Source organism: Aeromonas sp. 600276, assembly GCF_049175815.1.
Taxonomy (GTDB): domain Bacteria; phylum Pseudomonadota; class Gammaproteobacteria; order Enterobacterales; family Aeromonadaceae; genus Aeromonas; species Aeromonas dhakensis.
This window is the reverse complement of the sequence record NZ_JAAKVU010000019.1, coordinates 65,719-87,061: the sequence shown is the minus strand read 5'-3', so window position 1 is coordinate 87,061 and position 21,343 is coordinate 65,719. Positions and strand designations below refer to the sequence as shown.

General features: G+C 62.4%; 17 protein-coding genes. 9 read left to right on the top strand and 8 right to left on the bottom strand.

Features of this window, described 5'->3' with window-relative positions; all coding sequences use genetic code 11:
- Positions 1-291: 291 nt before the first annotated feature.
- A complete protein-coding gene (locus G5134_RS17680; RefSeq protein WP_065018086.1) occupies positions 292-1,119 on the bottom strand; it encodes a bifunctional transcriptional activator/DNA repair enzyme AdaA in 828 nt (275 codons plus the stop codon).
- Between the two features lie 51 nt (positions 1,120-1,170).
- Entirely contained in the window at positions 1,171-1,935 is a 765-nt protein-coding gene (locus G5134_RS17675; protein ID WP_065018087.1) for an SDR family oxidoreductase, read from the bottom strand.
- Between the two features lie 301 nt (positions 1,936-2,236).
- Here G5134_RS17675 and G5134_RS17670 point away from each other — a divergent pair, with 301 nt between their 5' ends.
- Both G5134_RS17670 and G5134_RS17665 read left to right on the top strand, forming a co-directional pair.
- Positions 2,237-3,586 (top strand): leucine-rich repeat-containing protein kinase family protein, encoded by a 1,350-nt coding sequence (locus G5134_RS17670; RefSeq protein WP_065018088.1) that lies wholly within the window; start codon positions 2,237-2,239, stop codon positions 3,584-3,586.
- A gap of 216 nt (positions 3,587-3,802) precedes the next feature.
- A complete protein-coding gene (locus G5134_RS17665) occupies positions 3,803-4,456 on the top strand; it encodes a thiopurine S-methyltransferase (RefSeq protein ID WP_065018089.1) in 654 nt (217 codons plus the stop codon).
- A 306-nt stretch (positions 4,457-4,762) separates the two neighbouring features.
- Here G5134_RS17665 and G5134_RS17660 read toward each other — a convergent pair whose 3' ends face one another.
- Positions 4,763-7,537 carry an insulinase family protein gene (locus tag G5134_RS17660; RefSeq protein ID WP_065018090.1) on the bottom strand — a complete coding sequence of 925 codons (2,775 nt, stop codon included), beginning with the start codon at positions 7,535-7,537 and terminating at the stop codon, positions 4,763-4,765.
- A 162-nt stretch (positions 7,538-7,699) separates the two neighbouring features.
- Here G5134_RS17660 and sixA point away from each other — a divergent pair, with 162 nt between their 5' ends.
- The 3 genes from sixA to G5134_RS17645 all read left to right on the top strand — a co-directional run bounded on the left by sixA (position 7,700) and on the right by G5134_RS17645 (position 9,626).
- Positions 7,700-8,167 carry a phosphohistidine phosphatase SixA gene (sixA, locus tag G5134_RS17655; RefSeq protein WP_065018091.1) on the top strand — a complete coding sequence of 156 codons (468 nt, stop codon included), beginning with the start codon at positions 7,700-7,702 and terminating at the stop codon, positions 8,165-8,167.
- 133 nt (positions 8,168-8,300) lie between these two features.
- Positions 8,301-8,507 carry a DUF1107 domain-containing protein gene (locus G5134_RS17650; RefSeq protein WP_005301545.1) on the top strand — a complete coding sequence of 69 codons (207 nt, stop codon included), beginning with the start codon at positions 8,301-8,303 and terminating at the stop codon, positions 8,505-8,507.
- A 201-nt stretch (positions 8,508-8,708) separates the two neighbouring features.
- Entirely contained in the window at positions 8,709-9,626 is a 918-nt protein-coding gene (locus G5134_RS17645) for a DMT family transporter (protein WP_065018092.1), read from the top strand.
- 48 nt (positions 9,627-9,674) lie between these two features.
- Here the strand turns inward: G5134_RS17645 and G5134_RS17640 are convergent, their stop codons facing one another.
- On the bottom strand, positions 9,675-11,291 hold the full coding sequence (locus tag G5134_RS17640) for a peptide ABC transporter substrate-binding protein (RefSeq protein WP_065018093.1): 1,617 nt from the start codon (positions 11,289-11,291) through the stop codon (positions 9,675-9,677).
- Positions 11,292-11,675: 384 nt separating this feature from the next.
- Between G5134_RS17640 and fbp the strand changes: the two genes are divergently transcribed.
- Positions 11,676-12,710 (top strand): class 1 fructose-bisphosphatase, encoded by a 1,035-nt coding sequence (fbp, locus tag G5134_RS17635; protein WP_017764306.1) that lies wholly within the window; start codon positions 11,676-11,678, stop codon positions 12,708-12,710.
- Between the two features lie 86 nt (positions 12,711-12,796).
- Here fbp and mfd read toward each other — a convergent pair whose 3' ends face one another.
- A complete protein-coding gene (gene mfd, locus G5134_RS17630) occupies positions 12,797-16,261 on the bottom strand; it encodes a transcription-repair coupling factor (RefSeq protein WP_421232096.1) in 3,465 nt (1,154 codons plus the stop codon).
- A gap of 9 nt (positions 16,262-16,270) precedes the next feature.
- Positions 16,271-16,846, bottom strand: a complete 576-nt coding sequence (locus G5134_RS17625) for a hypothetical protein (protein WP_010633791.1) — start codon at positions 16,844-16,846, stop codon at positions 16,271-16,273.
- Positions 16,847-16,922: 76 nt separating this feature from the next.
- Here G5134_RS17625 and G5134_RS17620 point away from each other — a divergent pair, with 76 nt between their 5' ends.
- Genes G5134_RS17620 through lolE form a run of 3 tightly spaced genes read left to right on the top strand, consistent with a single transcriptional unit; the run spans position 16,923 to position 20,138 of the window.
- Positions 16,923-18,158, top strand: coding sequence for a lipoprotein-releasing ABC transporter permease subunit (locus G5134_RS17620; protein ID WP_065018095.1), 1,236 nt, complete (start codon positions 16,923-16,925; stop codon positions 18,156-18,158).
- 40 nt (positions 18,159-18,198) lie between these two features.
- Positions 18,199-18,897 carry a lipoprotein-releasing ABC transporter ATP-binding protein LolD gene (gene lolD / locus G5134_RS17615; RefSeq protein WP_065018096.1) on the top strand — a complete coding sequence of 233 codons (699 nt, stop codon included), beginning with the start codon at positions 18,199-18,201 and terminating at the stop codon, positions 18,895-18,897.
- The gene (gene lolE, locus G5134_RS17610) at positions 18,897-20,138 is read left to right on the top strand and encodes a lipoprotein-releasing ABC transporter permease subunit LolE (protein ID WP_005301531.1); all 1,242 of its coding nucleotides are present in this window, start codon (positions 18,897-18,899) and stop codon (positions 20,136-20,138) included. The genes lolD and lolE overlap by 1 nt, the downstream gene beginning before the upstream one ends.
- An 82-nt stretch (positions 20,139-20,220) precedes the next feature.
- Here lolE and yfbR read toward each other — a convergent pair whose 3' ends face one another.
- The gene (gene yfbR / locus G5134_RS17605) at positions 20,221-20,811 is read right to left on the bottom strand and encodes a 5'-deoxynucleotidase (RefSeq protein WP_065018097.1); all 591 of its coding nucleotides are present in this window, start codon (positions 20,809-20,811) and stop codon (positions 20,221-20,223) included.
- 73 nt (positions 20,812-20,884) lie between these two features.
- Positions 20,885-21,319 carry a YccF domain-containing protein gene (locus tag G5134_RS17600; protein ID WP_005301529.1) on the bottom strand — a complete coding sequence of 145 codons (435 nt, stop codon included), beginning with the start codon at positions 21,317-21,319 and terminating at the stop codon, positions 20,885-20,887.
- Between the last annotated feature and the right edge of the window lie 24 nt (positions 21,320-21,343).

Below are 21,343 nucleotides of genomic sequence, written 5' to 3'. Positions count from 1 at the left end.
AAGGAAGTGCGCACTAAAGTAGCGTAAACAAGACACCGGTTTGAGGCCGGTGTCAGGTGATAACTAGATCTGTACACGCGTCGTTTATTACACCCTATGTCTCTCCGTCAATTTGCTGGGGTGATGATGTTGAGCGCAATACCTCGTAATCAGGCAACAAAATGGGCGATGTGTGTCCCGCTCTTCTCATGACCTCGGCTTTATATTACCGAATTGTTGCCGGTGATATCTGGTCGCCTGTTGTCTTACTAGCAGGCTTCGTTCTTCTTCCATCGGGCATAACATAAAGGTTCACTCATACCTCGCCGCTTCCCAGGCGTGTATCGCCTGTTTGCGGGTCTCGCCCCAGTGATAGCCGCCGAGTTTGCCGTTTTGCTGGATAACTCTGTGGCAGGGGATCATCAAGGCGACCGGGTTGGCGCCCACCGCCAACCCCACGGCGCGGGCGGCCTTGAGATTGCCGACGGCGCTTGCTACCTGGGCGTAGCTCACCACCTTGGCGGGCGGGATCTGCAGCAACGCCCGCCAGACACTGATCTGGAAGTTGGTGCCGCTCACGTGCAAGGAGATGGGGCGATCCTGTGTCTTGCTGCCATCGAACATGGTGTGGATGACCCCCTGGGTGCGTGATGGCGCCTCCCTCAGTTCTGCCTCGGGCCAGCTCTGGGCGAGGGCGGTCAGCGGCGCCTGTGGCGCCTGGTCATCGAGAAACGAGAAGTTGCACACCCCCCGAGGGGTCAGGGCGACGAACGCCTGACCGAAGGGGGTGTCGTGCACCCCGTGATCGATAACCAGCCCGGCCCCGCGCTGTTTGTACTCGCCCGGCGTCACCGCTTCGAGCTGCACGAAGTGATCGTAGAGCCGCGAGCCGCTGCTCAGGCCCAGGGTATCGGCCACCTCCAACAGCGGGCGTGACTCCTGCAGCAGCGTCTTGGCCCGCTCCAGGGTCAGCACCTGCAGATAGCGTTTGGGCGTCACCCCGGCCCAGCGGCTGAACAGCCGCTGGAAGTGAAAGGGGCTTAAGTGCACGTGCGCCGCTATCTCGTCCAGGGTGGGCTGGCGCGCCACCTGGCTTGCGATAAAACGGATGGCATCGGCGATGCGGGCGTAATCAGACATAAGGCGCTCTCACGATAGGTTTGCAGCCGCAGGATATGGGGTGCGACAAGGTCATGTGCGACAAATAGATACCCCACCATCGGTCAGCAGGGCAATGCCGGTGGTAAAGCTGGATGCATCGGACGCGAGATAAAGGGCCGAGCGGGCGATCTCCTCCGGTTGGGCCAGCCGTTTGAGGGCATGCATATTCTGCACAAAGGCGAGACTCTCCGGCGTATCGGTAAAGGCCCGTCCCATGGGGGTGTCGGTACCCCCCGGCAGCAGGGCGTTGACCCGCACCCCTTGTGCCCCATATTCGGCAGCCAGCACCTGGGTCAGGCCGATGAGGCCGGCTTTGCTCGCGGCATAGGCCGCCATGCCGGGCAGCCCCAGGGTATGGCCGACGAAGGTGGAGGTAAAGATAAGCGAGCCGCCGCCGCGTGCCTGCATGGCGGGGATCTGGTACTTGGCCCCCACAAAGGCGCTGGTGAGGTTGGTATCCAGGGTTTCCTGCCACTGCGCCAGTTCAAGCGCCGGCACGCTGCCCGGTGTCCCCGTGATGCCTGCGTTGTTGAAGGCGATATCGAGCCCGCCGAAACGGGTCAGCGCGAGATCCACCAGGACGCGGGCATAGGTTTCGCTTTTCACATCCCCCGCCAGGCTCACCGCCAGGCCCCCCTCATGGCGGATCTCCTCCACCAGCAGATCCAGCTCGGGCTGGCGGCGGGCGCCGACGACGACGCTGGCTCCTTCCCGGGCAAACAGGATGGCGCTGGCGCGGCCGATGCCGGAGCTGGCGCCGGTGATGATGGCGACCTTGTTGGACAGTAATGACATGGCAGTTCCCTCGCAGGTGTGTTGTGCGGGCGCACAGGGTTGGTAATGGATTCGACCCTCAATAGGTTCGACCCCACTCTGGTTCGGTCCCACTATGGCAATCGGCCCTCGCTGACACGACCCGGATCTTGCTCTCTTTGCCCCCGTATCACGGCACCGTGCGCCGGTGCAGACCCTCGCGGCAACAAAACAGGGGATCTTCGGCCGTCATTCTCTATAATGCCCCCTCTTTTTTTTACTGCTGGGCCAACCACCGACAGCGCCGTTGGCCGCGAGTCGGCCACCAGATAGAGACGATGTCATGCATACCCTGGAACAGCTGCGCGCAGGTGAACTCTGCGGCGCCCGCCACCTCAAACTCGCCGAAAACCTGACGGAGTTCCCGCCCGAGATCCTGGCTCTCAAAGAGACGCTGGAGGTGCTGGATCTCACCGGCAACCAGTTGAGTCGGCTGCCTGACGAGCTTGCCGGGTTCAGCAAGCTACGCATCATTTTCTGCTCCGAAAACCGCTTCACCGAGCTGCCCGAGGTGCTGGGGCGCTGCCCGGCGCTTACCATGGTGGGCTTCAAGGCCAACCGGATCGCCACTGTGCCCGCTGCGTCGCTACCGGTGGGGCTACGCTGGTTGATCCTGACCGACAACGTGGTGGAGCAGTTGCCCGATGAGCTGGGTCAATGCGGCGCCCTGCAAAAGCTGATGCTCTCGGGGAATCGCCTGCGCGAGCTGCCGGCAAGCCTGGCCAACTGCCAGCGTCTGGAGCTGGTGCGTATCGCCGCCAACCGGCTCGACTCGCTCCCGAATTGGCTGGCGAGGCTGCCGCGTCTCGCCTGGCTGGCGTACGCGGGCAACCCCTTCAGCGACAATCAGGAGCAGCGGCTGGGCCAGTGTGCCTCGGTGGCCGACATCCCGTGGGCTGCACTGACGGTGGGGGAGCTGCTGGGGCAGGGGGCATCCGGTGTCATCCATCGCGCCGAGCTGGCAACGCCGGCGGGGCCGCGGGCGGTAGCGGTCAAGTGCTTCAAGGGGGCCGTGACCAGCGATGGGCTGCCCCGCTGCGAGCTGGCGGTGTCGCTGGCGGCTGGTTGTCATCCCCATCTGGTCGGGGTCGAGGGGCGGGTGGGCGATCACCCCTCCGGCATCCCGGCGCTGGTGATGGCGCTGATAGACCCTGACTTTATCAACCTGGCGGGACCGCCGAGCCTGGACTCCTGCACTCGCGACATCTACCCGGCCGATGCCCGCTTTACCCCGGCTGTGCTGCTGGCCATGGCGCAGGGGGTGGCGAGCGCCGCGCTGCATCTGCACGGGCGCGGCATCCTGCACGGCGATCTCTACGCCCACAACATGCTGCACGCCTCGCAAGGGGAGGGGCGGTTGCTGCTCGGGGATTTCGGCGCAGCCTCCTGTTATGAGCGAACCAACGGCGAGCTGGCTGGCTTGCTGGAGCGACTGGAAGTGAGGGCCTTCGGCTGCCTGCTGGAAGAGCTGCTGGCCCGCTGCGCCCCTTATGATGACCGGCTGGATGCCCTGCATGCCCTGGTGGATGACTGTCTCGCCGAGGCGGTGGCGGCGCGCCCAGATTTTACCGAGATTGCAGCCAGGCTTACTGCGGTGGCCGCGGTCATCTGCGCCGAGCCAGTTTTGCTCTGATCCGGCTCGCCTTGCCGTCGCGGTAGCAAGCGGGCGGAAAACAGGCGAGCAAGAGCAGGAGTGGATGACAAAAAGATGTCAAAAGGGGGCCTTCGGGCCCTTTTTTGTTTTGCTGTGCTTTTTTGGGTAAAAGTTGTGGCTGGGGCCCTGTTGGTGCTTGCGTGCAGCGGGCTAAGTTGTGATATTGAGGCATCTTTACATGACAGGGGTGACAGGATGGAAGCGGCTTTTTGGCATCAGCGTTGGGAAGAGAACCGGATCGGCTTTCATCAGGCGGATTTCAATCGCTGGCTGCAATCCTGGTGGTCGGCCCAGCAGCAGGGCGAGCCCGTGCTGGTGCCCCTGTGCGGCAAGTCCCGCGACATGCTCTGGCTGAGCGGGCAGGGCCATCCGGTCGACGGGTTCGAGCTCTCGTCCGTCGCCATCAACAGCTTTTTCAGCGAGAACAAACTGAGTGAAACTGTGAGTGCCGAGGGGCCCTATCAGTGCCATCAGCACGACAGCCTGCGCATTTATGAGGGGGATTTTTTCGCCGCCCCCGAACTTGGCCGCCGTTATCGGTTGGCTTACGACAGGGCGTCCCTCATTGCGCTGCCGACCGCCATGCGCCGTCAATATGCCGAGCTGATGAGCCGGCTTATCGAGGTGGGTGGTCAGATCCTGCTGGTGACTCTGGAATATCAGCCGGAGCAGCAGCGTCAGCCGCCGTTCTCGGTAGGGGAGATGGAGGTGCGCACCCTGTTCGAGCGCCACTTCCAGGTGGAGGTGCTGGGGCGAGCGGCGGAGCTCGATCACCCCAGGGTGTTGTCGGGCCAACTTTCCTACTTCGACGAGGTGGCCTACCGGCTGATCCGCCGTCCAGAGGCTTGACCAAAAGCGTGAGCTGAGGCCATAAAACTCGCCATAAAGCTGCAGCTGGTTGACTCTTTATTACCTCCTTTGACATAGATCAACGTGACAAGGGAGGGGAGTGCCTAAGATGAGCCTGTTTCTCAATCACTGTTGTCATCGGCAGGCGCGCTCTGGTTTGGACTGCCCGCCGACCATCAACTCAGTGTCTGATTTTCACGCTCATGTTCACTTTTGGCGGCTCTGGTCGCAATTGATTATGGTTTTTCCAGCCGACCCCACGGGGTCGGCTTTTTATTGGCTGCAACAGAGGAAAAGGAGGCCTGATCAGGCCTCGAAGGTAGCGGCGTTGAGCCGAAATGCACGCGGGTCATCGATAAACTGGCCGGTGATGCGCTCGTCGTGCTCGTGGCCCTGACCATAGCTGCAGAGGATCAGCCGATCCGACGTTCTCGATCTCAGCTGGGTGATAAAGCGCACTAGGTCGGCGCGGCTCAGGTTGCCCACCTCCTCGCACACCCTTTCGCGCTGATCAAAGCCCAGATCCTTGTTGCCGATGCTGACCCAGAGCCGCTGGCCGCGGCTGCGCAGGTTGGCATCCCGCTCGCTCAGCTGGGCCTGCAGGCCCGCCTTGCTGTCCTGCCACTGCTGGGCAGTGAGCTCGAGCATGGCCAGCGGAAACAGATCGATGAACTCCTCCACCGCATCCAGCAGGATCTGCGGCCCGGCCACCGGCGACTGGATATAGAAGATGAGGCCGGGATGGCGATTGAGGGGCAGGTTGCCAGCCCCCACCACGTAACCGAGCTGCTGACGGGTGCGCAGCTCGTGAAAGAAGGTGGAGGACATGATGTGGTTGGCCAGGGTGAAGCAGGCCAGATCCCGCGCCCGGGTGGTGCGCGACTGGTAGTAGACCAGCAGGGCCGAGTCTTCATGCTCGCAGCCCTGTTCACGAATGAGGGTGCCCCTGTCCTGGATAGAGATGAGCGGGCGACGGGTCTCGGCACTGGGCTGGCTGTTGACGCCGAGGTGGCGCTCCAGCAGGGCGGCAAGCTCGAGGGCCTCGGCGGCGGTCCAGTCACCGTGCACCAGGGTCTCTACGTGTACCTCGGCAAAGAGGCTCGCCACGAAGGCGGGCATTTCGCCCAGCTCGACACTGCGCAGGTGGCGCAGCAACTGCTCGAACGGCGGGTTGTTGGGCTGCAGCAGGCTGGTGAGCTGGTTGAACAGCTGGGAGATGGGGCGCGCCTTGGACTGGTTGTCCCAGTTGCGGATGAGCTGCTCCTTGATTTCGGCAAAGCGGGCCGGATCCGGATAACCCAGGGTGCGGTTGCCGAGGATCATGTCGAGCAGCAGCGGCTGCTTGTCGGCAAAGCCGCTCAGGTTGATGGTAAAGCCGCCCTGGTGGGCATAGATCTGATAGCCGAGCCCCGCCAGCTCCGCCGGGTAGGTGAGGGCGTTGAGGTGGTCGGTGAGCAGCTCCACCGCCAGGCGTGCCATGGCGATGTGGCGCGGGCTCTTGACCGCGTGCTCGCTGTCGATGGAGATGTAGAGGTTGCCCTTGGGCACGCTGAACTGATGCTCATGCAGGTGCCAGAGCCGAAAGCCGGGCCGATCGATGAGACAGGCGGGCATGTCAGCGGCAAGCTCGGGCGTGCGCACGTCGAGCCGGTTGCTGATGAAGGGGTTGGGCAGCGGCAGGGCAAGCGCCGGATCCGGTTCGCTCTGCTGCCAGCGGATCTTCTCCGCCTCGGTGATGATGGAGACGCTGTAAGGGGTCTGATACCAGCGGGCCAGCCGGTCCGTGCCGAGCTCCGGCGCCGTGACGGTCATGCGCAGGTTGTGCGGGGTGAGCTTGGCGAGCAGGCGGCGAATGAGCGGCTCGTCGTATGCGCGCATCATGTAGTCGCCGTAGAGCAGGTCGTCGGGAGCGTAGCTGAACAGGTTCAACACCAGCCCGGAGACGGTGTCGAGTGCCCGGCCCCGCTCCTGGAAGCGGAAGGCTGATTCGAGCACGGTGCGCTTCTCGTCATAGCGCCAGGCTTCCACTCCGCCGCGCTCGATGAGCTTCAAGTAACCGAACAGGGCCGTCACTATCTCGTTGACGTGTTCGAGCCCGAGCGGGGTTAGCCCGAAGTTGACGCCAAAATCCTTGAAGTTGGCGCCGCTGATGCCACCGCCGGCGGAGAGCTGGTTGACCCAACCCTTCGCTTTCAGCAGAGAGAGCAGGCTGCCGTCTCCTTCGTAGCCGATGAGGTGGCTCAGGAAGGTGAGGGGCTTCTTGTCGTAATACTCATCCACGTTGGGCAGTGGGAAGGTGAGCGCGAGCTTGCGGGTCTCCTTGACCGGGTTGATCTGGATGCGAATGCCCAGGTCATCGAGCCGGTAGAGGGGCATGTCTAGGGTCGGCGTTCCCAAATTGCGATTCAAAATGGGAGCGAAAAAGCGATCGCACCAACCCAGCTGGGTCTCGATGGTGGCTGGCGAGATCATCACCAGCGCCATGCGATCCACGCTGTAGTGGGTTTCGTAAAACCGGATAAGGTCGGAGCGCAGATCCCGGCCGGGCAGATCGGCCAGGGTATCCAGGTTGCCCACCGAGAATTTGGCGAAGGGGTGGGCGGGATTGACCGTCTCCTTGTGCACCTGGTAGCTGCGGCGCACGTCGTCCTGCAGCTTGAGGCGGTATTCGGAGTCGACCGCGTTGCGCTCCTTGTCCACCCACTCGGGATCGAAGGTGGGGCAGATGAAGAACTGGGAGAAGCGATCCAGCCCTGCCTCGAAGAAGCCGTTGTCAATTTCGAAGAAGAAGTTGGTGAACTCGGTGCCGGTCCAGGCGTTGTTGCTGCCGCCATGACGGCTCATAAATTGCTGGTATTCACCAGGCTTGGGATAGGTGCAGGTGCCAAGGAACAGCATATGCTCGAGGAAGTGAGCCATCCCCTGCCGGTCCGCTGGATCGTCGAAGTGGCCGGTGTTGACAGCCAGGGAGGCGGCGGACTTGTCGGTGTCTGGATCGCAGATCAACAAGACCCTGAGCCGGTTCGCCAGCTCCAGATAGTGGTATTGCCGATGGTCGTTGGGACTGGCATATGGGCTCATTGGCGCGTGACTCTTGTTGGATTTATTTGAATTTAAACATGATTATCGACCCCGCTACCCGGTGAGGCAAACCCTTTTCTGAGAGGTAGCGCAATTGTTTCCCCCGGCATGGCGGGGTAAGATCCCCCCGCTATCAAAACAGGCCCGTTGGGCGAGGTTGTAATGAAAATCTACATCATGCGTCATGGCCAGGCTGGCATGAATGCGAAAACAGATGAACAGCGTCCACTGACCGAGCAGGGAATCGAAGAGTCCATCCACATGGCCCGCTGGCTGGCCCCCCAGCTTGGCGGCAAGCTGGATCGGGTGATCCACAGCAACTATCTGCGCGCCAGACAAACCTGGCAGAGCATATGCAGTGAATTACCCAAGGCGGGGGCAGTCGAAGAGAGCGGTGACATCACCCCTTACGGCGATCCGGCCTTCGTGGCGAGCTACCTCACCACGCTGGCAGCCAAGCACGACTGCATCCTGATGGTGAGCCACCTGCCGCTGGTGGGATACCTGGTGCAGAGCCTCTGTCCGGCAGCCGGTGCCCCCATGTTTGCCACCTCGGGCCTGGCCTGTATCGAGTGGCAGGATGGCAAGGGGGCCTTGCTCTGGTTGGAAGGACCACATACAATACGCTAAAAGTTAATAAAAAGTTATAGATTGGTTTTTTGGGGAAGAGAGTTGCGATTTTTCCGGATTTTTATACAGATTTGACGGAATTATTTCGCAGAAGCTGCTGTCATACGGATACAACTGCAAGAGGTTGCAAACGATGAGAGTATTCAAGAAGTACCTGCCATTGATGGTGGCAAAACATGTCAAAACCTTCTTCAAGGGGCGGATTTACATCCACGGCAGAGGACGCTTCGACTTCCAGTCCGGCTTGCTGATGATGCCCACGTCGGCGGACATTCCCCACCGCCAGACCGTGGTCGAGGTCAACGCGTTGATCTCGAGACTGCACATGGATGCGGCGTGATAGCTTCGTCACCTCGCTGATCCGTATCATGCCCGCCACCGTGCGGGCATGATTGTTTTTGGGGCCATTCCGGCCTCTTTGGCGCTGTTCGGTTCCCCTTTTTGTCAGGCAATCCACCCCGGACGGCCTGATGCTTGCTAATCCTGCCGGCCTCCCTATACTCCCGCCTGAAATACCCGCTGGCTTTTTCTGGATATAGCGATGCCCCTTGCCTTCTTGTTTCCCTTCTCCTGCATGGCCATCTGGGCCGGCAACGCCATCGTCAGCAAATTGGCGGTGGGGGTGCTCTCGCCGGCGGCGCTGGCCTGGTCACGCTGGATGGTGGCCGCCATCGTGCTGACCCCGTTTCTGGCCCATCGGGCCTGGCGCGAGCGAGCCAAACTGCGGGCCGGTTTCTATCAGCTGGCGGCGCTGGCCCTGCTTGGCATGGTGCTCAACCAGACCTTCGGCTACTACGCGGCGCAGACCCTGGGGGCCACCGAAATCGGCCTGATGATGGGGCTCACCCCCTTGATGACTGTGCTGCTCAGCATCTGGTTGCTGCGCGAGCGTCCCACCTGGGGGGCGCTGCTAGGCGGCGTCATCTCCATTCTGGGACTGGCCATTTTGCTGGGGCAGGGGGATCCCGCCCGCCTCTTTACTCAGGGCATCCACATCGGCTCCGTTTACATGCTGCTGTCGGCGGGCACCTATGCGCTCTACAGCGTGCTGCTCAAGAAGTGGGATCTGGGACTCGACAACTGGTCCATGCTCTACGGCCAGGTGCTCTGCAGCCTGCTGTTTCTCACCCCGTTTTATCTGCTGGTGGACGGACACTGGTCGGACGGGCGGGCGCTCTGGCTGATCCTCTATGCGGGGATCCCGACTTCGGCCCTGTCCCCCTGGCTCTGGATGCAGGGCATCGCTCTGCTGGGGGCGAGCCGCACCGCCATCTTCATGAACCTGTTGCCGGTGATGACAGCGGGCCTGGCCATCAGCTGGCTCGGCGAGAGATTGACCAGCTATCACTTGATCGGCGGCGGCATGACCCTGTTTGGGGTCTTGCTGGCCCAGCTGCTGGTGCAACCTGTGGTGCTGCGCCGGCGCAGGGTGGCGCTGGCCGCCTGCCGGGAGGATTGAAAAAAAGACCGCCGAATGGCGGTCTTTTTTTATGCGGGATAGCTAGCCTCACTGCGCGGTGAGGTAGAGGTCCTTCGAGTAGACCAGATCCTGCGGATTCTGGTAGGGGTAGCCCTTGATGTTGGGCTTGAGCAGGCGGGACTTGACGTAGAAGTAGACCGGGGCGATGGGGGCGTCGGCCTCGATCACCGCTTCCGCCTGTTGATAGAGGCGGTTGCGCTCGGCGCCATCCTGCGAGTCGTGGGCCTTGCTCAGCAGGGCGTCGTACTCCTTGTTGAACCACTTGCCGCTGTTGGCGCTGCTGCTGGAGGTCAGGATATCGAGGAAGGTGGACGCATCGTTGTAGTCCCCGTTCCAGGAGTAGCGACTGACCCCGAAATCCCCTTCGTTGAGGGCCGAGACCATGGTTTTCCACTCCATGTTGTTGAGCTTGGCCTGGACACCCAGGTTGTGCTTCCACATGGAGGAGATGGCCAGCGCTATCTTCTTGTGCCCCTCGTTGGTGTTGTAGAGGATGTCCACCGTCAGCGGCTTGTCCGGGCCGTAGCCCGCCTCGCCGAGCAACGCCTTGGCCTGCTTGATCCGCTCCTCCTTGCTCATCAGCTCGCTGGCCGGTCGCTTGAGCTCGAAGCCGTCGACGATGGGCGGGGTCAGGCTGAAGGCAGAGATCTGACCCTGTCCCAGGATCTTCTCGGTGATGGTGTCCCTGTCGATGGCAAGCGACAGCGCCTTGCGCACCTTGGGGTCATCGAACGGTTTGCGCTGGGTGTTGAACACGTAGTAGTAGGTGGCCAGGGTTGGCACGCTCACCAGCTCCTGCGGGCTCTGCTGCTTGAGCTGCTTGTACTGCTCGAGCGGGTAGCTGGTGTAGTGCAGCTCGCCGGCGCGGTAGCGGTTGTAGGCGGCGGTGTCGGAGACGATCTCCAGATAGAACACCTTGTTCAGCACCGTATTCTTGTTGTCCCAGTAATGGGGGTTGCGCTCGGCGATGAGGCGTTCGTTGGGGGTCCACTCCTTGAGCACGAAGGCCCCGTTGGAGACGATGTTGCCCGGCTTGACCCACTCATGACCGAACTTCTCGATGGTCGCTTTGGGCGCCGGGAAGGTGGTGTAGTGGGAGAGGGTCTTCAGGAAGAAGGGGACCGGGTTTTTCAGGGTGATCTGCAGGGTATGGGCATCGAGCGCCTTGATGCCCAGCGTATCCGGGCTCTGCTTGCCCTGGATGACCTCGGCGGCATTGGTGACGCCGGTCAGCTCGATGAACCAGGCGTAGTTGGAGGCGTTCTTGGGATCCGCCGCCCGCTGCCAGCCATAGACGTAATCGGCTGCCGTCACCGGCTCGCCGTTGGACCACTTGGCATCTGGTCTGAGCTTGAAGGTGTAGACGGTGCCGGTGGGATCGAGCTGGTAACCCAGGGCGCCGGCAGGTTGCAGCTTGCCGTCCCCGTCCAGGGTGTAGAGCCCCTCGAACAGATCGTTGACGATTTCGCTGCCCGCGCTCTCTTCCACCATCTGGGGATCGATGGAGGCGGGTTCGGTACCTATGTTGCGGATGAAGGTTTGCTGTTCTGCGGGTAACAGCTTGGTACCGGCCGGTACCTGGGCCGCCAGGACGGGGAGTGCGAACAGAGCGGCCACCGTGCCGGCAATGAGAGTCCTTTTCATTGAATATCCTTATGTTTTTTTGCTTCCAAAGCCTGGCCAGTGTGCGGGATTGATGGCGAGATCTCAAGAGGCAGACCGGTCTCCTTTGGCATGCGCCCCAGATAGGGGGCAGAGCGGGGATCTTGGCGCCCTCATGGCAACATCTTCGTGATTTTTTGCCACGAATTAACATTCAAAAAGTTACCGATTGAAACCAGTTTATGGCGAGCGTCGGGCAGAAAAAATGACGGAAATGCGCATTTATCAAGCGGCTTAATTCGCTGCAAAAACAAAAAACAGACGTTACATTAGGTTACAAAACAACGCTGCCGAGGATCGGCACTTTTTTTGCTGATGCTTGCAAACGTTTTCAATGCCAACGGAAACGATCTTAAAGGAACCATAATGCGAAACATGATCACCATGGGCGAGTTCATCGTCAAAAAGCAGGCGGATTATCCCACTGCGACCGGCGAGCTGACCTCCCTGCTCAGCTCCATTCGCCTGGCTGCCAAGGTGGTGAACCGGGAGATCAACAAGGCGGGGCTGGCGGACATCATCGGCTCCATGGGTGCTGAGAACGTGCAGGGCGAGGTGCAGCAGAAGCTGGACGTCTACGCCAACGAGCGCTTCAAGGCGGCGCTCGAAGCCCGTGGCGAGGTGTGTGGCATGGCCTCCGAAGAGGAGGAGGATTTCGTCTCCTTCGATTCCGAGCTCTCCCGCCACTCCAAGTACGTGGTGCTGATAGATCCCCTCGACGGCTCCTCCAACATCGACGTCAATGTCTCCGTCGGGACCATCTTCTCCATCTATCGCCGGGTCAGCAAGCCGGGTGCTGGCGTCACCCTGGAAGACTTCCTGCAGCCGGGCAACCGCCAGGTCGCCGCCGGTTACGTGGTCTATGGCTCCTCTACCATGCTGGTCTACACCACCGGTTTTGGCGTCAACGGCTTTACCTACGACCCCTCCATCGGCTGCTTCTGCCTCTCCCACGAGAACATCCGCATTCCGGAGGAGGGCAAGATCTACTCCATCAACGAGGGCAACTACATCAAGTTCCCGGACGGGGTGAAGAAGTACCTCAAATATTGCCAGGAACGGGACGAGGCGACCCACCGTCCTTACACCTCCCGTTACATCGGCTCTCTGGTCTCCGACTTCCATCGCAACTTGCTCAAGGGTGGCATCTACATCTATCCGTCCGGCACCAACTCGCCGAACGGCAAGCTGCGTCTGCTCTATGAGTGCAACCCCATGGCATTTCTGGTGGAGCAGGCGGGTGGCAGAGCCTCCGACGGCTTCAACCGCATCATGGATATCCAGCCCACCGCACTGCACCAGCGCACCCCCTATTTCGTGGGCTCCACCAAGATGGTTGAGCGGGCCGAGGCCTTCATGCGGGAGTTCTCCGCCCACGAGAACCCGGCCGAGCAATCTTAACGGCCAGTGTCACGGGATAAAAAACGGGAGCCAATATGGCTCCCGTTTTATTTGGGTGAGCGGCTAGCCGCTCAAGGAATGCCACCTCAGGGGCTGGCGTGGCTGGCGAGATCCGCCAGCAGGCCGTCCACCAGCTTGAGGCGCATAGCCCGCTCCTGGGTTGGCACCTGGAAGCGCAGCCGGGTCGGCCCGTCCATCTTGTAGATGCGCGGCTGCTCGGAGAGCAGTTTGACCAGATAGGCCGGGTTGACGCGGGTTTCCTGGGTAAAGTCCAGGTAACCGCCGCGCTCGCTCATCTCCACCCGGCGAATGCCCAGCGCCGTGGCGCGCTGGCGGAAGGCGGCCAGTTCCATCAGGGTTTTGGTCGCCTCCGGCAAGAGGCCGAAGCGGTCGATGAGCTCCACCTTGAGTTCGCGCAGTTCCTGCTCGTCCGCCGCACTGGCGATCCGCTTGTACATGGAGAGCCGCATGTTGACGTCCGGGATGTAGTCGTCCGGCAGCAAGGCCGGCAGGCGCAGCTCCACCTCGGTGTGCTGGCTCATGAGCTGCTCGAGCGACGGCTCCTTGCCATGTTTGAGCGCCTCCACCGCCTGCTCCAGCATCTCCATGTAGAGGGTGAAGCCGACCGATTCGATCTGGCCGCTCTGATCGTCGCCAAGCAGCTCGCCGGCGCCACGGATCTCCAGATCGTGGGTGGCGAGCGCAAAGCCGGCGCCGAGATCTTCGAGCGACGCAATGGCCTCCAGTCGCTTGGCCGCGTCCTTGGTCATCAGCTTGGGATGGGGGGTGAGCAGATAGGCATAGGCCTGGTGGTGGGAGCGGCCGACCCGGCCCCGCAGCTGGTGCAGCTGGGCCAGGCCCAGATGATCCGCCCGGTCCATGATGATGGTGTTGGCGCTTGGCACGTCGATGCCGGTCTCGATGATGGTGGTGCAGACCAGCAGGTTGAAGCGCTGGTGGTAGAAGTCCGACATCACCCGCTCGAGCTCCCGTTCGCGCATCTGGCCGTGGGCGATACCGATGCGCGCCTCCGGCACCAGCTCGGCAAGATCCGCCGCACACTTCTCGATGCTCTCCACGTCGTTGTGCAGGTAGTAGACCTGACCGCCACGCTTCAATTCCCGCAGCACCGCCTCGCGCACCACCGCCGGCTCATGCTGGCGCACGAAGGTCTTGATGGCCAGGCGCTTGGCGGGCGGGGTGGCGATGATGGAGAGATCCCGCATGCCCGACATCGCCATGTTGAGGGTACGCGGAATGGGGGTGGCGGTAAGGGTGAGGATATCCACATCGGCGCGCAGCGCCTTGATCTTCTCCTTCTGGCGCACCCCGAAGCGATGCTCCTCGTCGACGATGAGCAGGCCGAGATCCTTGAAGGTGAGCTCGGCGCCGAGCAGCTTGTGGGTGCCGATGATGATGTCCACCTTGCCCTCGGCCATCTCCTTCATCACGGCGCTCTGCTCCTTGGCGGAGCGGAAGCGGCTCAGCACCTCCACCCGCACCGGCCAGTTGGCGAAGCGGTCGCGGAAGTTGTCGTAGTGTTGCTGGGCCAAGAGGGTGGTGGGCACCAGCACGGCCACCTGCTTGCCGCCGTGCACGGCCACAAACGCCGCCCGCATCGCCACCTCGGTCTTGCCAAAGCCCACGTCGCCGCACACCAGGCGGTCCATGCTCTTGGCCTGGCACATGTCGCCGAGCACGGCGTTGATGGCGTTGAGCTGATCGTCGGTCTCCTCGAACGGGAAGCCGGCGGCAAACTGGCGATAGGCCTCGCGGTCGTGCTTGAAGGCAAAGCCGGCGCGGGCCGCGCGGTGGGCGTAGACATCGAGCAGCTCGGCCGCCACGTCGCGCACCTTCTCGGCCGCCTTGCGCCGCGCCTTGACCCAGGCCTCGCCGCCGAGCTTGTGGCTGGGCGGATTGTCGGAACCTGTGTAGCGGCTGATGAGATGCAAGCTGGTGACCGGCACGAACAGCTTGTCGCCACCGGCGTATTCCAGGGTCAGAAACTCGGTGGGCAGGCCGCCGGCGTCTATGGTTTCCAGCCCCAGATAGCGACCGACCCCGTGATCCAGGTGCACCACCGGCTGACCCTGGGTCAGCTCGCCCAAGTTTCGGATCACCGCATCCGAGCTTAAGTTCTTGCTCTTCTCCCGTTGCCGTTTGCTGCGGATCTTGCCGCCCAGCAGTTCGATTTCGGTGATGAGCGCCAGCTCCTCTTGCCCCGGCTCTCGCAGCAAGAAGCCGCGCTCGAGCGGTGCCACCAGCAGGCCGTGGCGAGCCTTGCTGGTGATGAAGGCATCGAGCGAGGTGAACTCCTTGGGCTGCAGCGCGATGCGCGCCAGCAGATCCCCCAGCACCTCGCGCCGTCCTTCGGACTCCACCGCAAACAGGGTGCGGCCGGTAAAACCTTGCAGGAACTGGCTGAGGGCCAGCAGCGGCTGCTCCTTGCTGTGATCGAGCTGAAGATCCGGTAGCGCCGAGAGAGGCAGGTCGTGCTGCCCCGCATCACCGGCGGTGGGGGCCTCCTGCAGCCGTACGGCCGCGTACTGACCCAGAGCGGCAAACAGCTGCTCCACCGGCAGGTAGATCTGCTGGGGCAGCAGCAGGGGACGGGTATTGTCCCAGCGCCTGTCTTCGTAGCGCTGGCCGATGTCGTTCCAGAAGCGCTGGGCGGCGGGGTAGATCTCCCCCACGGTCAGCAGCAGGGTGTTGTCCGGCAGGTGATCAAACAGGCTGGCGGTCTGCTGGAAGAAGAGCGGCAGATAGTACTCGATGCCCGCCGGCCAGCGTCCCTTGCTCACATCCTGATAGATGGATCCCTCGGCGCGGGAGATCTCGAACTGTTCGCGATACTGGCCGCGAAACAGCTCGATGGCGGCTTCATCGGTGGGAAACTCCCGGGCCGGCAACAGGCTGACGCTCTTGACCGGCTCGCTGGAGCGTTGGGTCTCGGGGTCGAACGGGCGGATGGAGTCCACCTCGTCGTCGAAAAAATCGATGCGATAGGGGCTGCTGCTGCCCATGGGGAAGAGATCGAGCAGGGAGCCGCGGGCGGCAAATTCGCCGTGCTCCAGCACCTGCTCCACCGCCACGTAACCGGCCTCGGCCAGGCGTGCGCGCAGCTGCTGCAGGTTGAGGCGCTGGCCGCTCTTCACCATCAGGCTGTATTTGTCGAGATAGACCCGGGGCGCCGTGCGCAACATCAGGGTGGAGATGGGCACGATCAGCACGCCGCTGCTCATCTGCGGCAGCTTGTAGAGGGTCTCGAGCCGCTGGGAGATGATGTCCTGATGGGGGGAGAAGGTGTCGTAGGGCAGGGTCTCCCAATCCGGGAACAGCAGCACCGAGCAGCCCTTGTCGGCCAAGAGGTACTGCAGTTCCTGTTCGAGGCGCAGGGCACTCGGGGTATCGGCGGTCACCAGCAGGACGGGGCGATGAGCCTCCTCGGTGAGGCGAGCGGCTATCAGCGAGAGGCTGCTGCCTGTCAGCTGGCCGAGCGTTGACTTTTGGCCCGCCTTGGCGGGCAAGGCGGGGAGCTTCATTGGCATCATTCGATTCTTTTAACGTTGACGGTCTTGCGCACGAAGTTTGAGTTGTTTGGACTGGATATGCAGGCTGGCGCGTACCAGCAGTTCGCGGTCATCCTCGCGGATCCGCACATAGTCGAGCACCACCTGGGTGCCGTGCTCGCTCGGTTCCAGCTGCTTGACCTGGCCGTAGCAGTAGATGGCGGAGGCCTCTTCGCGCAGGAAGATCTTGAGCCGCACTATCTGGTGCAGGTGCGGTGCCTCTCCGTGGCCCTGGCGCGGGTGCAGATAGGTGAGCTGGCCGGCGCCAAAGCGCAGGGTGTGGAAGCGGTGCTCCGGGTGATCCTGCACCGACAGCACATAGCCCATGATCATGTCGATCTTGCGCGACTGCTGGTTGATGATCTCCACCAGATCGTGCATCGACTCACTCTGGTTGCGGAGCAGGCGGCTGGTTACCATGTCGATGGAGGTGATGGAGGAGGCGATGCGAAAGGGTTCGGGCAGCTCGGCTTCCAGTGCCTCCAGCGAGGGCAGGTGAAAATCGCCGGGCATGGGGATCACATTGACCGGCGTGGCATGAGTGACACTGAAGAACTGTTCCTGCATGGAGGCTATCCCTTGTTGTCATAGACGGTTTCCCTTTATTATCCGGTATCTTATTTTGTTGGCAACGTAGATATCCTTGAAGACTGGACTTTTTCAGCCACTGTCGCTGGCCATCGGCCTGCGTTACGCAGGCTCGCGACGCAGCAATCGCTTCGTGTCATTTATCTCCCTGTTTTCCACTTTCGGCATTGCCATCGGGGTCGCGGCCCTGATGGTGGTCATCTCGGTGATGAACGGTTTTGAAGGGCAGCTCAAAGGGCGCATCCTCGGGGTGATCCCCCATGTGGTGGTGACCAGCCCGGCGGGGCGCATCGACGCCGCGCCGCAGGGGCTGCCGGACTTGGCCAGGTTGCCCCACGTGATCGCCCATGCCCCCATGCTCGACAGCGAAGGCATGTTGCAAAGCCCCGGTCAGCTCACCGGCGTCAGCGTGCAGGGGATCGATCCCGCCCAGTGGCCCAAGGATGACATCCTGCACGCCCAGATGCAGATGGGGCGTCTGGACAGCCTGCAAGCCGGTGAATACCACATAGTGCTGGGGCAGGGGGTGGCCAATCGTCTCAAGGTCTCCATGGGCGACCAGGTCCGTCTGATCCTGACCGAAGGCACCCGTTTCACCCCGTTTGGCCGGGTGCCGGCCCAGCGCCTCTTCACCGTCTCCGGCATCTTCGGGGTCGGCGCCGACGTGGACAGCCAGGTTGCCCTGATTGCGCTGGGAGATGCCCAGCGTCTGCTGCGCCTGCCTGCGGACAAGGTAGGCGGCATCCGCCTCTGGCTGGATGATCCCTTCGCCGCCGACGAGGTGGTGAAGACGGCGCTGCCTGACGGGCTGGAGTGGCAGGACTGGCGCCGCGAGCGCGGCGAGCTGTTCCAGGCCGTGGCCATGGAGAAGCGGATGATGGGGTTGATGCTGGTGCTGATCATCGCGGTCGCCACCTTCAACATCCTCTCCGCCCTGGTGATGGTGGTGACCGACAAGGAAGGGGAGGTCGCCATCCTGCGCACCATGGGCATGAGCGAGGCTGGCATCGTCAAGATCTTCATGGTGCTGGGGGCCTCCAGCGGCGTCATCGGCGCCCTGTTCGGGGGGCTGGCGGGGCTGGCGCTCTCTATGGGGCTCAACCCCCTGCTCAATGCGGTGGGGCTCAACCTCTATATGACAGCCGGCGGCTCGGGCCTGCCGGTCATCGTCGAACCCGCCCAAGTCGTGACCATTTTGCTGGGCGCCGTGCTGCTCAGCTTCAGCGCCACCCTCTATCCGGCAGCCCGTGCGGCCCGGGTCAAACCGGCGGAGGCGCTGCGCTATGAATAATTCATCTTCTGTTGTTACTGGTGCAAGTGGAGCCCCCTTTATGAATCAATCCGTCTCCTGCGAGCCGCTGCTGCGCTGTCAGGCCCTCAATCATGTCTACAAAGAGGGCGATCTGGAGACCCAGGTCCTCAAAGGGATTGATCTCTGTGTTGCGCCCGGCGAGATGCTGGCGGTGGTGGGCAGCTCGGGCTCCGGCAAGACCACCCTGCTGCACCTGATGGGGGCGCTCGACAACCCCTCCAGCGGCGCCGTGCTGTTCAAGGGGCAGGACATCCATCGCTGGGACAGCCGCACCCAGGCGAAGTTTCGCAACCAGGAGCTGGGGTTTGTCTACCAGTTCCACCACCTGCTATCCGAATTCAGTGCGCTGGAAAATGCCGCCATGCCGCTGCTGATCGCCGGCGAGTCGGTGGCGAGCGCCACAGAGAAGGCGAGCAAGATGCTGGGGCGGGTGGGGCTCTCCCATCGTCTCAACCACAGACCGTCCGAGCTCTCCGGTGGTGAGCGCCAGCGGGTGGCCATCGCCCGCGCCCTGGTCAACGAACCCAGCCTGGTGCTGGCGGACGAACCCACCGGCAACCTGGATCACGCCAGCGCCACCGCCGTCTATGAGCTGCTCTGCGAGCTCAACCGCGAGCTCGGCACCGCGTTCGTGGTGGTGACCCACGACTTGAGCCTGGCGGCCAAGCTCCATCGCCGGGTGACCTTGGTGAGCGGCGTGATGGCGGAGGTCGCCTGATGTTCAAACCGCTGCCCCTGTTTCTGGGCCTGCGTTACAGCCGCTCCCGCCGTCGCAACGGCTTCATCGCCTTTATCTCCGCCTCCTCCCTCATCGGCATCGCCCTCGGGGTGATGGCGCTGATCCTGGGGCTCTCCGCCATGAACGGCTTTGAGCGGGAGCTCAAAAACCGGGTGCTCTCCGTGGTGCCCCACGGCGAGCTGATGGGGATGGAAGCGCCGCTCCCCAACTGGCCCAAACTGCGGGATTACCTGCTGGCCCAGCCCGGGGTGGAGGCTGCCGCCCCGGTGATCAGGCTCGACGGCTTACTGGAGCACGGCAGCGCCCTCAAGGGGCTGCAGGTGCGCGCCGTGCTGCCGGAGCTCGAGGCCAATCTCTCCGATGCGGGCAACTACATGACGGGGCGCGGCCTGCGCGAACTGCAAGCCGGCGAGCACGGTCTCATCCTCGGCAAAACCATCGCCGACAAGCTGGGGGTCAAGATAGGGGACACGGTCACCCTGCTGCTGCCTCAGGGGGGCGATGCCACCGGCATCAAGAACCCGAAGCGGGAGACCCTCAAGGTGGTGGGGCTGCTCGAGATCGGCGGCCAGCTCGATGGGGTGCTCGGCTTCATGCATCTGGCCGATGCCCAGGCCATCACCGGCATGGGTAGTGCGGTAGAGGGCTTCAGTCTCAAGGTGAACGACGTGCTCAAGGCGCAGTCCATCACGGTGGCGGCCGCCCAGAAGTTTCCGCACTACGTCTACATCAGCAGTTGGATGAGCCGCCAGGGCTATCTCTATCAGGACATCCAGATGGTGCGCACCGTGATGTACGTGGTGATGCTGATGGTGGTGGCGGTGGCCTGTTTCAACATCGTCTCCACCCTGGTGATGGCGGTGAACGAGAAACGCAGCGAGATCGCCATCTTGAAGACCATGGGGGCGAGCCCGGGCCAGATCCGGCTCACCTTCGTCATTCAGGGGATGGTGAACGGGGTGGCGGGCGCCTTGCTCGGCGCCCTGCTGGGCGGCCTGCTCTCCAGCAAGCTGACCCAGATCCTGAGCGCCATCGAAGGGGTGATCGGGCACCGTTTCCTCAATCCGGACATCTACTTCATTGACTTTCTGCCGACCGAGCTGCACATGCAGGACTTGCTCATCGTGACCGGCGCCGCCATCCTGATGAGCCTGGTGGCGACCCTTTACCCCGCCTGGCGGGCGAGCGGGCTGGTGCCGTCCCGCGAGCTGGGGCACTGATACGCGACATCTTGTCTGCTGAGAAAAACGAAGGACCCGCCGACGCAAACCGGCGGGTCCTCCTGTTTTGGGGGGAGCTGGCTCAGTGAGCGTTGAGTTCATCCAGCGGCAGGGAGAAGCTCGCCACGAAGATGTCGATGAAGTAGCGCATTTCGTCGCTCATCCGGGCCGCCAGCATCTGCTCGAGGCGCTTGCGTGCCGGCTCGAACTCCCGGTTGCCGGCGTTGATCTCCTCCAGGCACTTGGTATAGGCGCAGAGGGTGTCGGCATCCTTCACCAGCCTGGCCAGCTCCCCGTCCTGAGCACCCGAGTCCAGCAGCGGGCGAAAATCCTCGACCAGCTCCGGCGGCAACATGCCAAGCAGGCGCTGCTCGGCCGCCAGCTCAATCTTCTTGTATTCGCGGGCAATCTCGGGATTGAAGTACTTGACCGGGGTGGGCAGATCGCCGGTCAGCACCTCGCTGCTGTCGTGATAAAGGGCCATCACGGCGGCGCGATCGGCATCCACACTGCCGCCAAAGAGCCGGTTTTTGATGAGGCCGAGAGCGTGGGCCACCATGGCCACCTGCAGGCTGTGCTCGGCGATGTTCTCGGACTGGATGTTGCGCATCAGCGGCCAGCGGTAGATGAGCTTCATGCGGGCGAGATTGGCGAAGAAGTGGCTGGGCAGCATGGGGTACCTCAAAGATGGCAATGAAAAAGGGCAGACCCTAGTCTGCCCTTTTTTGCGGCTGGCGGCATCGCCCTTAACGAATATAGCGACCGGATTCGGCCTCCTGATTGGTGACGATCATCTGGCCGATGGGGGCCAGGCTGATGAGCGCCAGCTTGAGGTGCTGAATACCGAACGGGATGCCGATGATGGTGACGAAGCAGGCCAGCGCCGAGGCGATGTGGCCGATGGCCAGCCAGATACCGATCAGCACGAACCAGATGATGTTGCCAATCAGTCCCATGGTGCCGGTGCCCATGTCGCTCAGCCCCGTCATGGTCTTGCGGTTGACCGCCTGCTTGCCGAACGGGAAGAAGGTGAAGGTGCCGATGACAAAGCAGGCGCGTCCCCAGGGGATGCCGATGAGGGAGATGAAACAGAGCAGTCCGGCCAGCCACCAGGCCAGCCCCATGAAGACGCCTCCCAGTACGAACCAGAGCAGATTGAACAAGAAGCGGAAAAAGGCCATGTCGGTGACTCCAGACTTATCAAG

Bases quoted from the DNA above. Each gene is read 5' to 3' on its own strand.
- G5134_RS17680 (WP_065018086.1), bottom strand. From the start codon at position 1,119: ATGTCTGATTACGCCCGCATCGCCGATGCCATCCGTTTTATCGCAAGC.
- G5134_RS17675 (WP_065018087.1), bottom strand. From the start codon at position 1,935: ATGTCATTACTGTCCAACAAGGTCGCCATCATCACCGGCGCCAGCTCC.
- G5134_RS17670 (WP_065018088.1), top strand. From the start codon at position 2,237: ATGCATACCCTGGAACAGCTGCGCGCAGGTGAACTCTGCGGCGCCCGC.
- G5134_RS17665 (WP_065018089.1), top strand. From the start codon at position 3,803: ATGGAAGCGGCTTTTTGGCATCAGCGTTGGGAAGAGAACCGGATCGGC.
- G5134_RS17660 (WP_065018090.1), bottom strand. From the start codon at position 7,537: ATGAGCCCATATGCCAGTCCCAACGACCATCGGCAATACCACTATCTG.
- sixA (WP_065018091.1), top strand. From the start codon at position 7,700: ATGAAAATCTACATCATGCGTCATGGCCAGGCTGGCATGAATGCGAAA.
- G5134_RS17650 (WP_005301545.1), top strand. From the start codon at position 8,301: ATGAGAGTATTCAAGAAGTACCTGCCATTGATGGTGGCAAAACATGTC.
- G5134_RS17645 (WP_065018092.1), top strand. From the start codon at position 8,709: ATGCCCCTTGCCTTCTTGTTTCCCTTCTCCTGCATGGCCATCTGGGCC.
- G5134_RS17640 (WP_065018093.1), bottom strand. From the start codon at position 11,291: ATGAAAAGGACTCTCATTGCCGGCACGGTGGCCGCTCTGTTCGCACTC.
- fbp (WP_017764306.1), top strand. From the start codon at position 11,676: ATGCGAAACATGATCACCATGGGCGAGTTCATCGTCAAAAAGCAGGCG.
- mfd (WP_421232096.1), bottom strand. From the start codon at position 16,261: ATGATGCCAATGAAGCTCCCCGCCTTGCCCGCCAAGGCGGGCCAAAAG.
- G5134_RS17625 (WP_010633791.1), bottom strand. From the start codon at position 16,846: ATGCAGGAACAGTTCTTCAGTGTCACTCATGCCACGCCGGTCAATGTG.
- lolD (WP_065018096.1), top strand. From the start codon at position 18,199: ATGAATCAATCCGTCTCCTGCGAGCCGCTGCTGCGCTGTCAGGCCCTC.
- lolE (WP_005301531.1), top strand. From the start codon at position 18,897: ATGTTCAAACCGCTGCCCCTGTTTCTGGGCCTGCGTTACAGCCGCTCC.
- yfbR (WP_065018097.1), bottom strand. From the start codon at position 20,811: ATGCTGCCCAGCCACTTCTTCGCCAATCTCGCCCGCATGAAGCTCATC.
- G5134_RS17600 (WP_005301529.1), bottom strand. From the start codon at position 21,319: ATGGCCTTTTTCCGCTTCTTGTTCAATCTGCTCTGGTTCGTACTGGGA.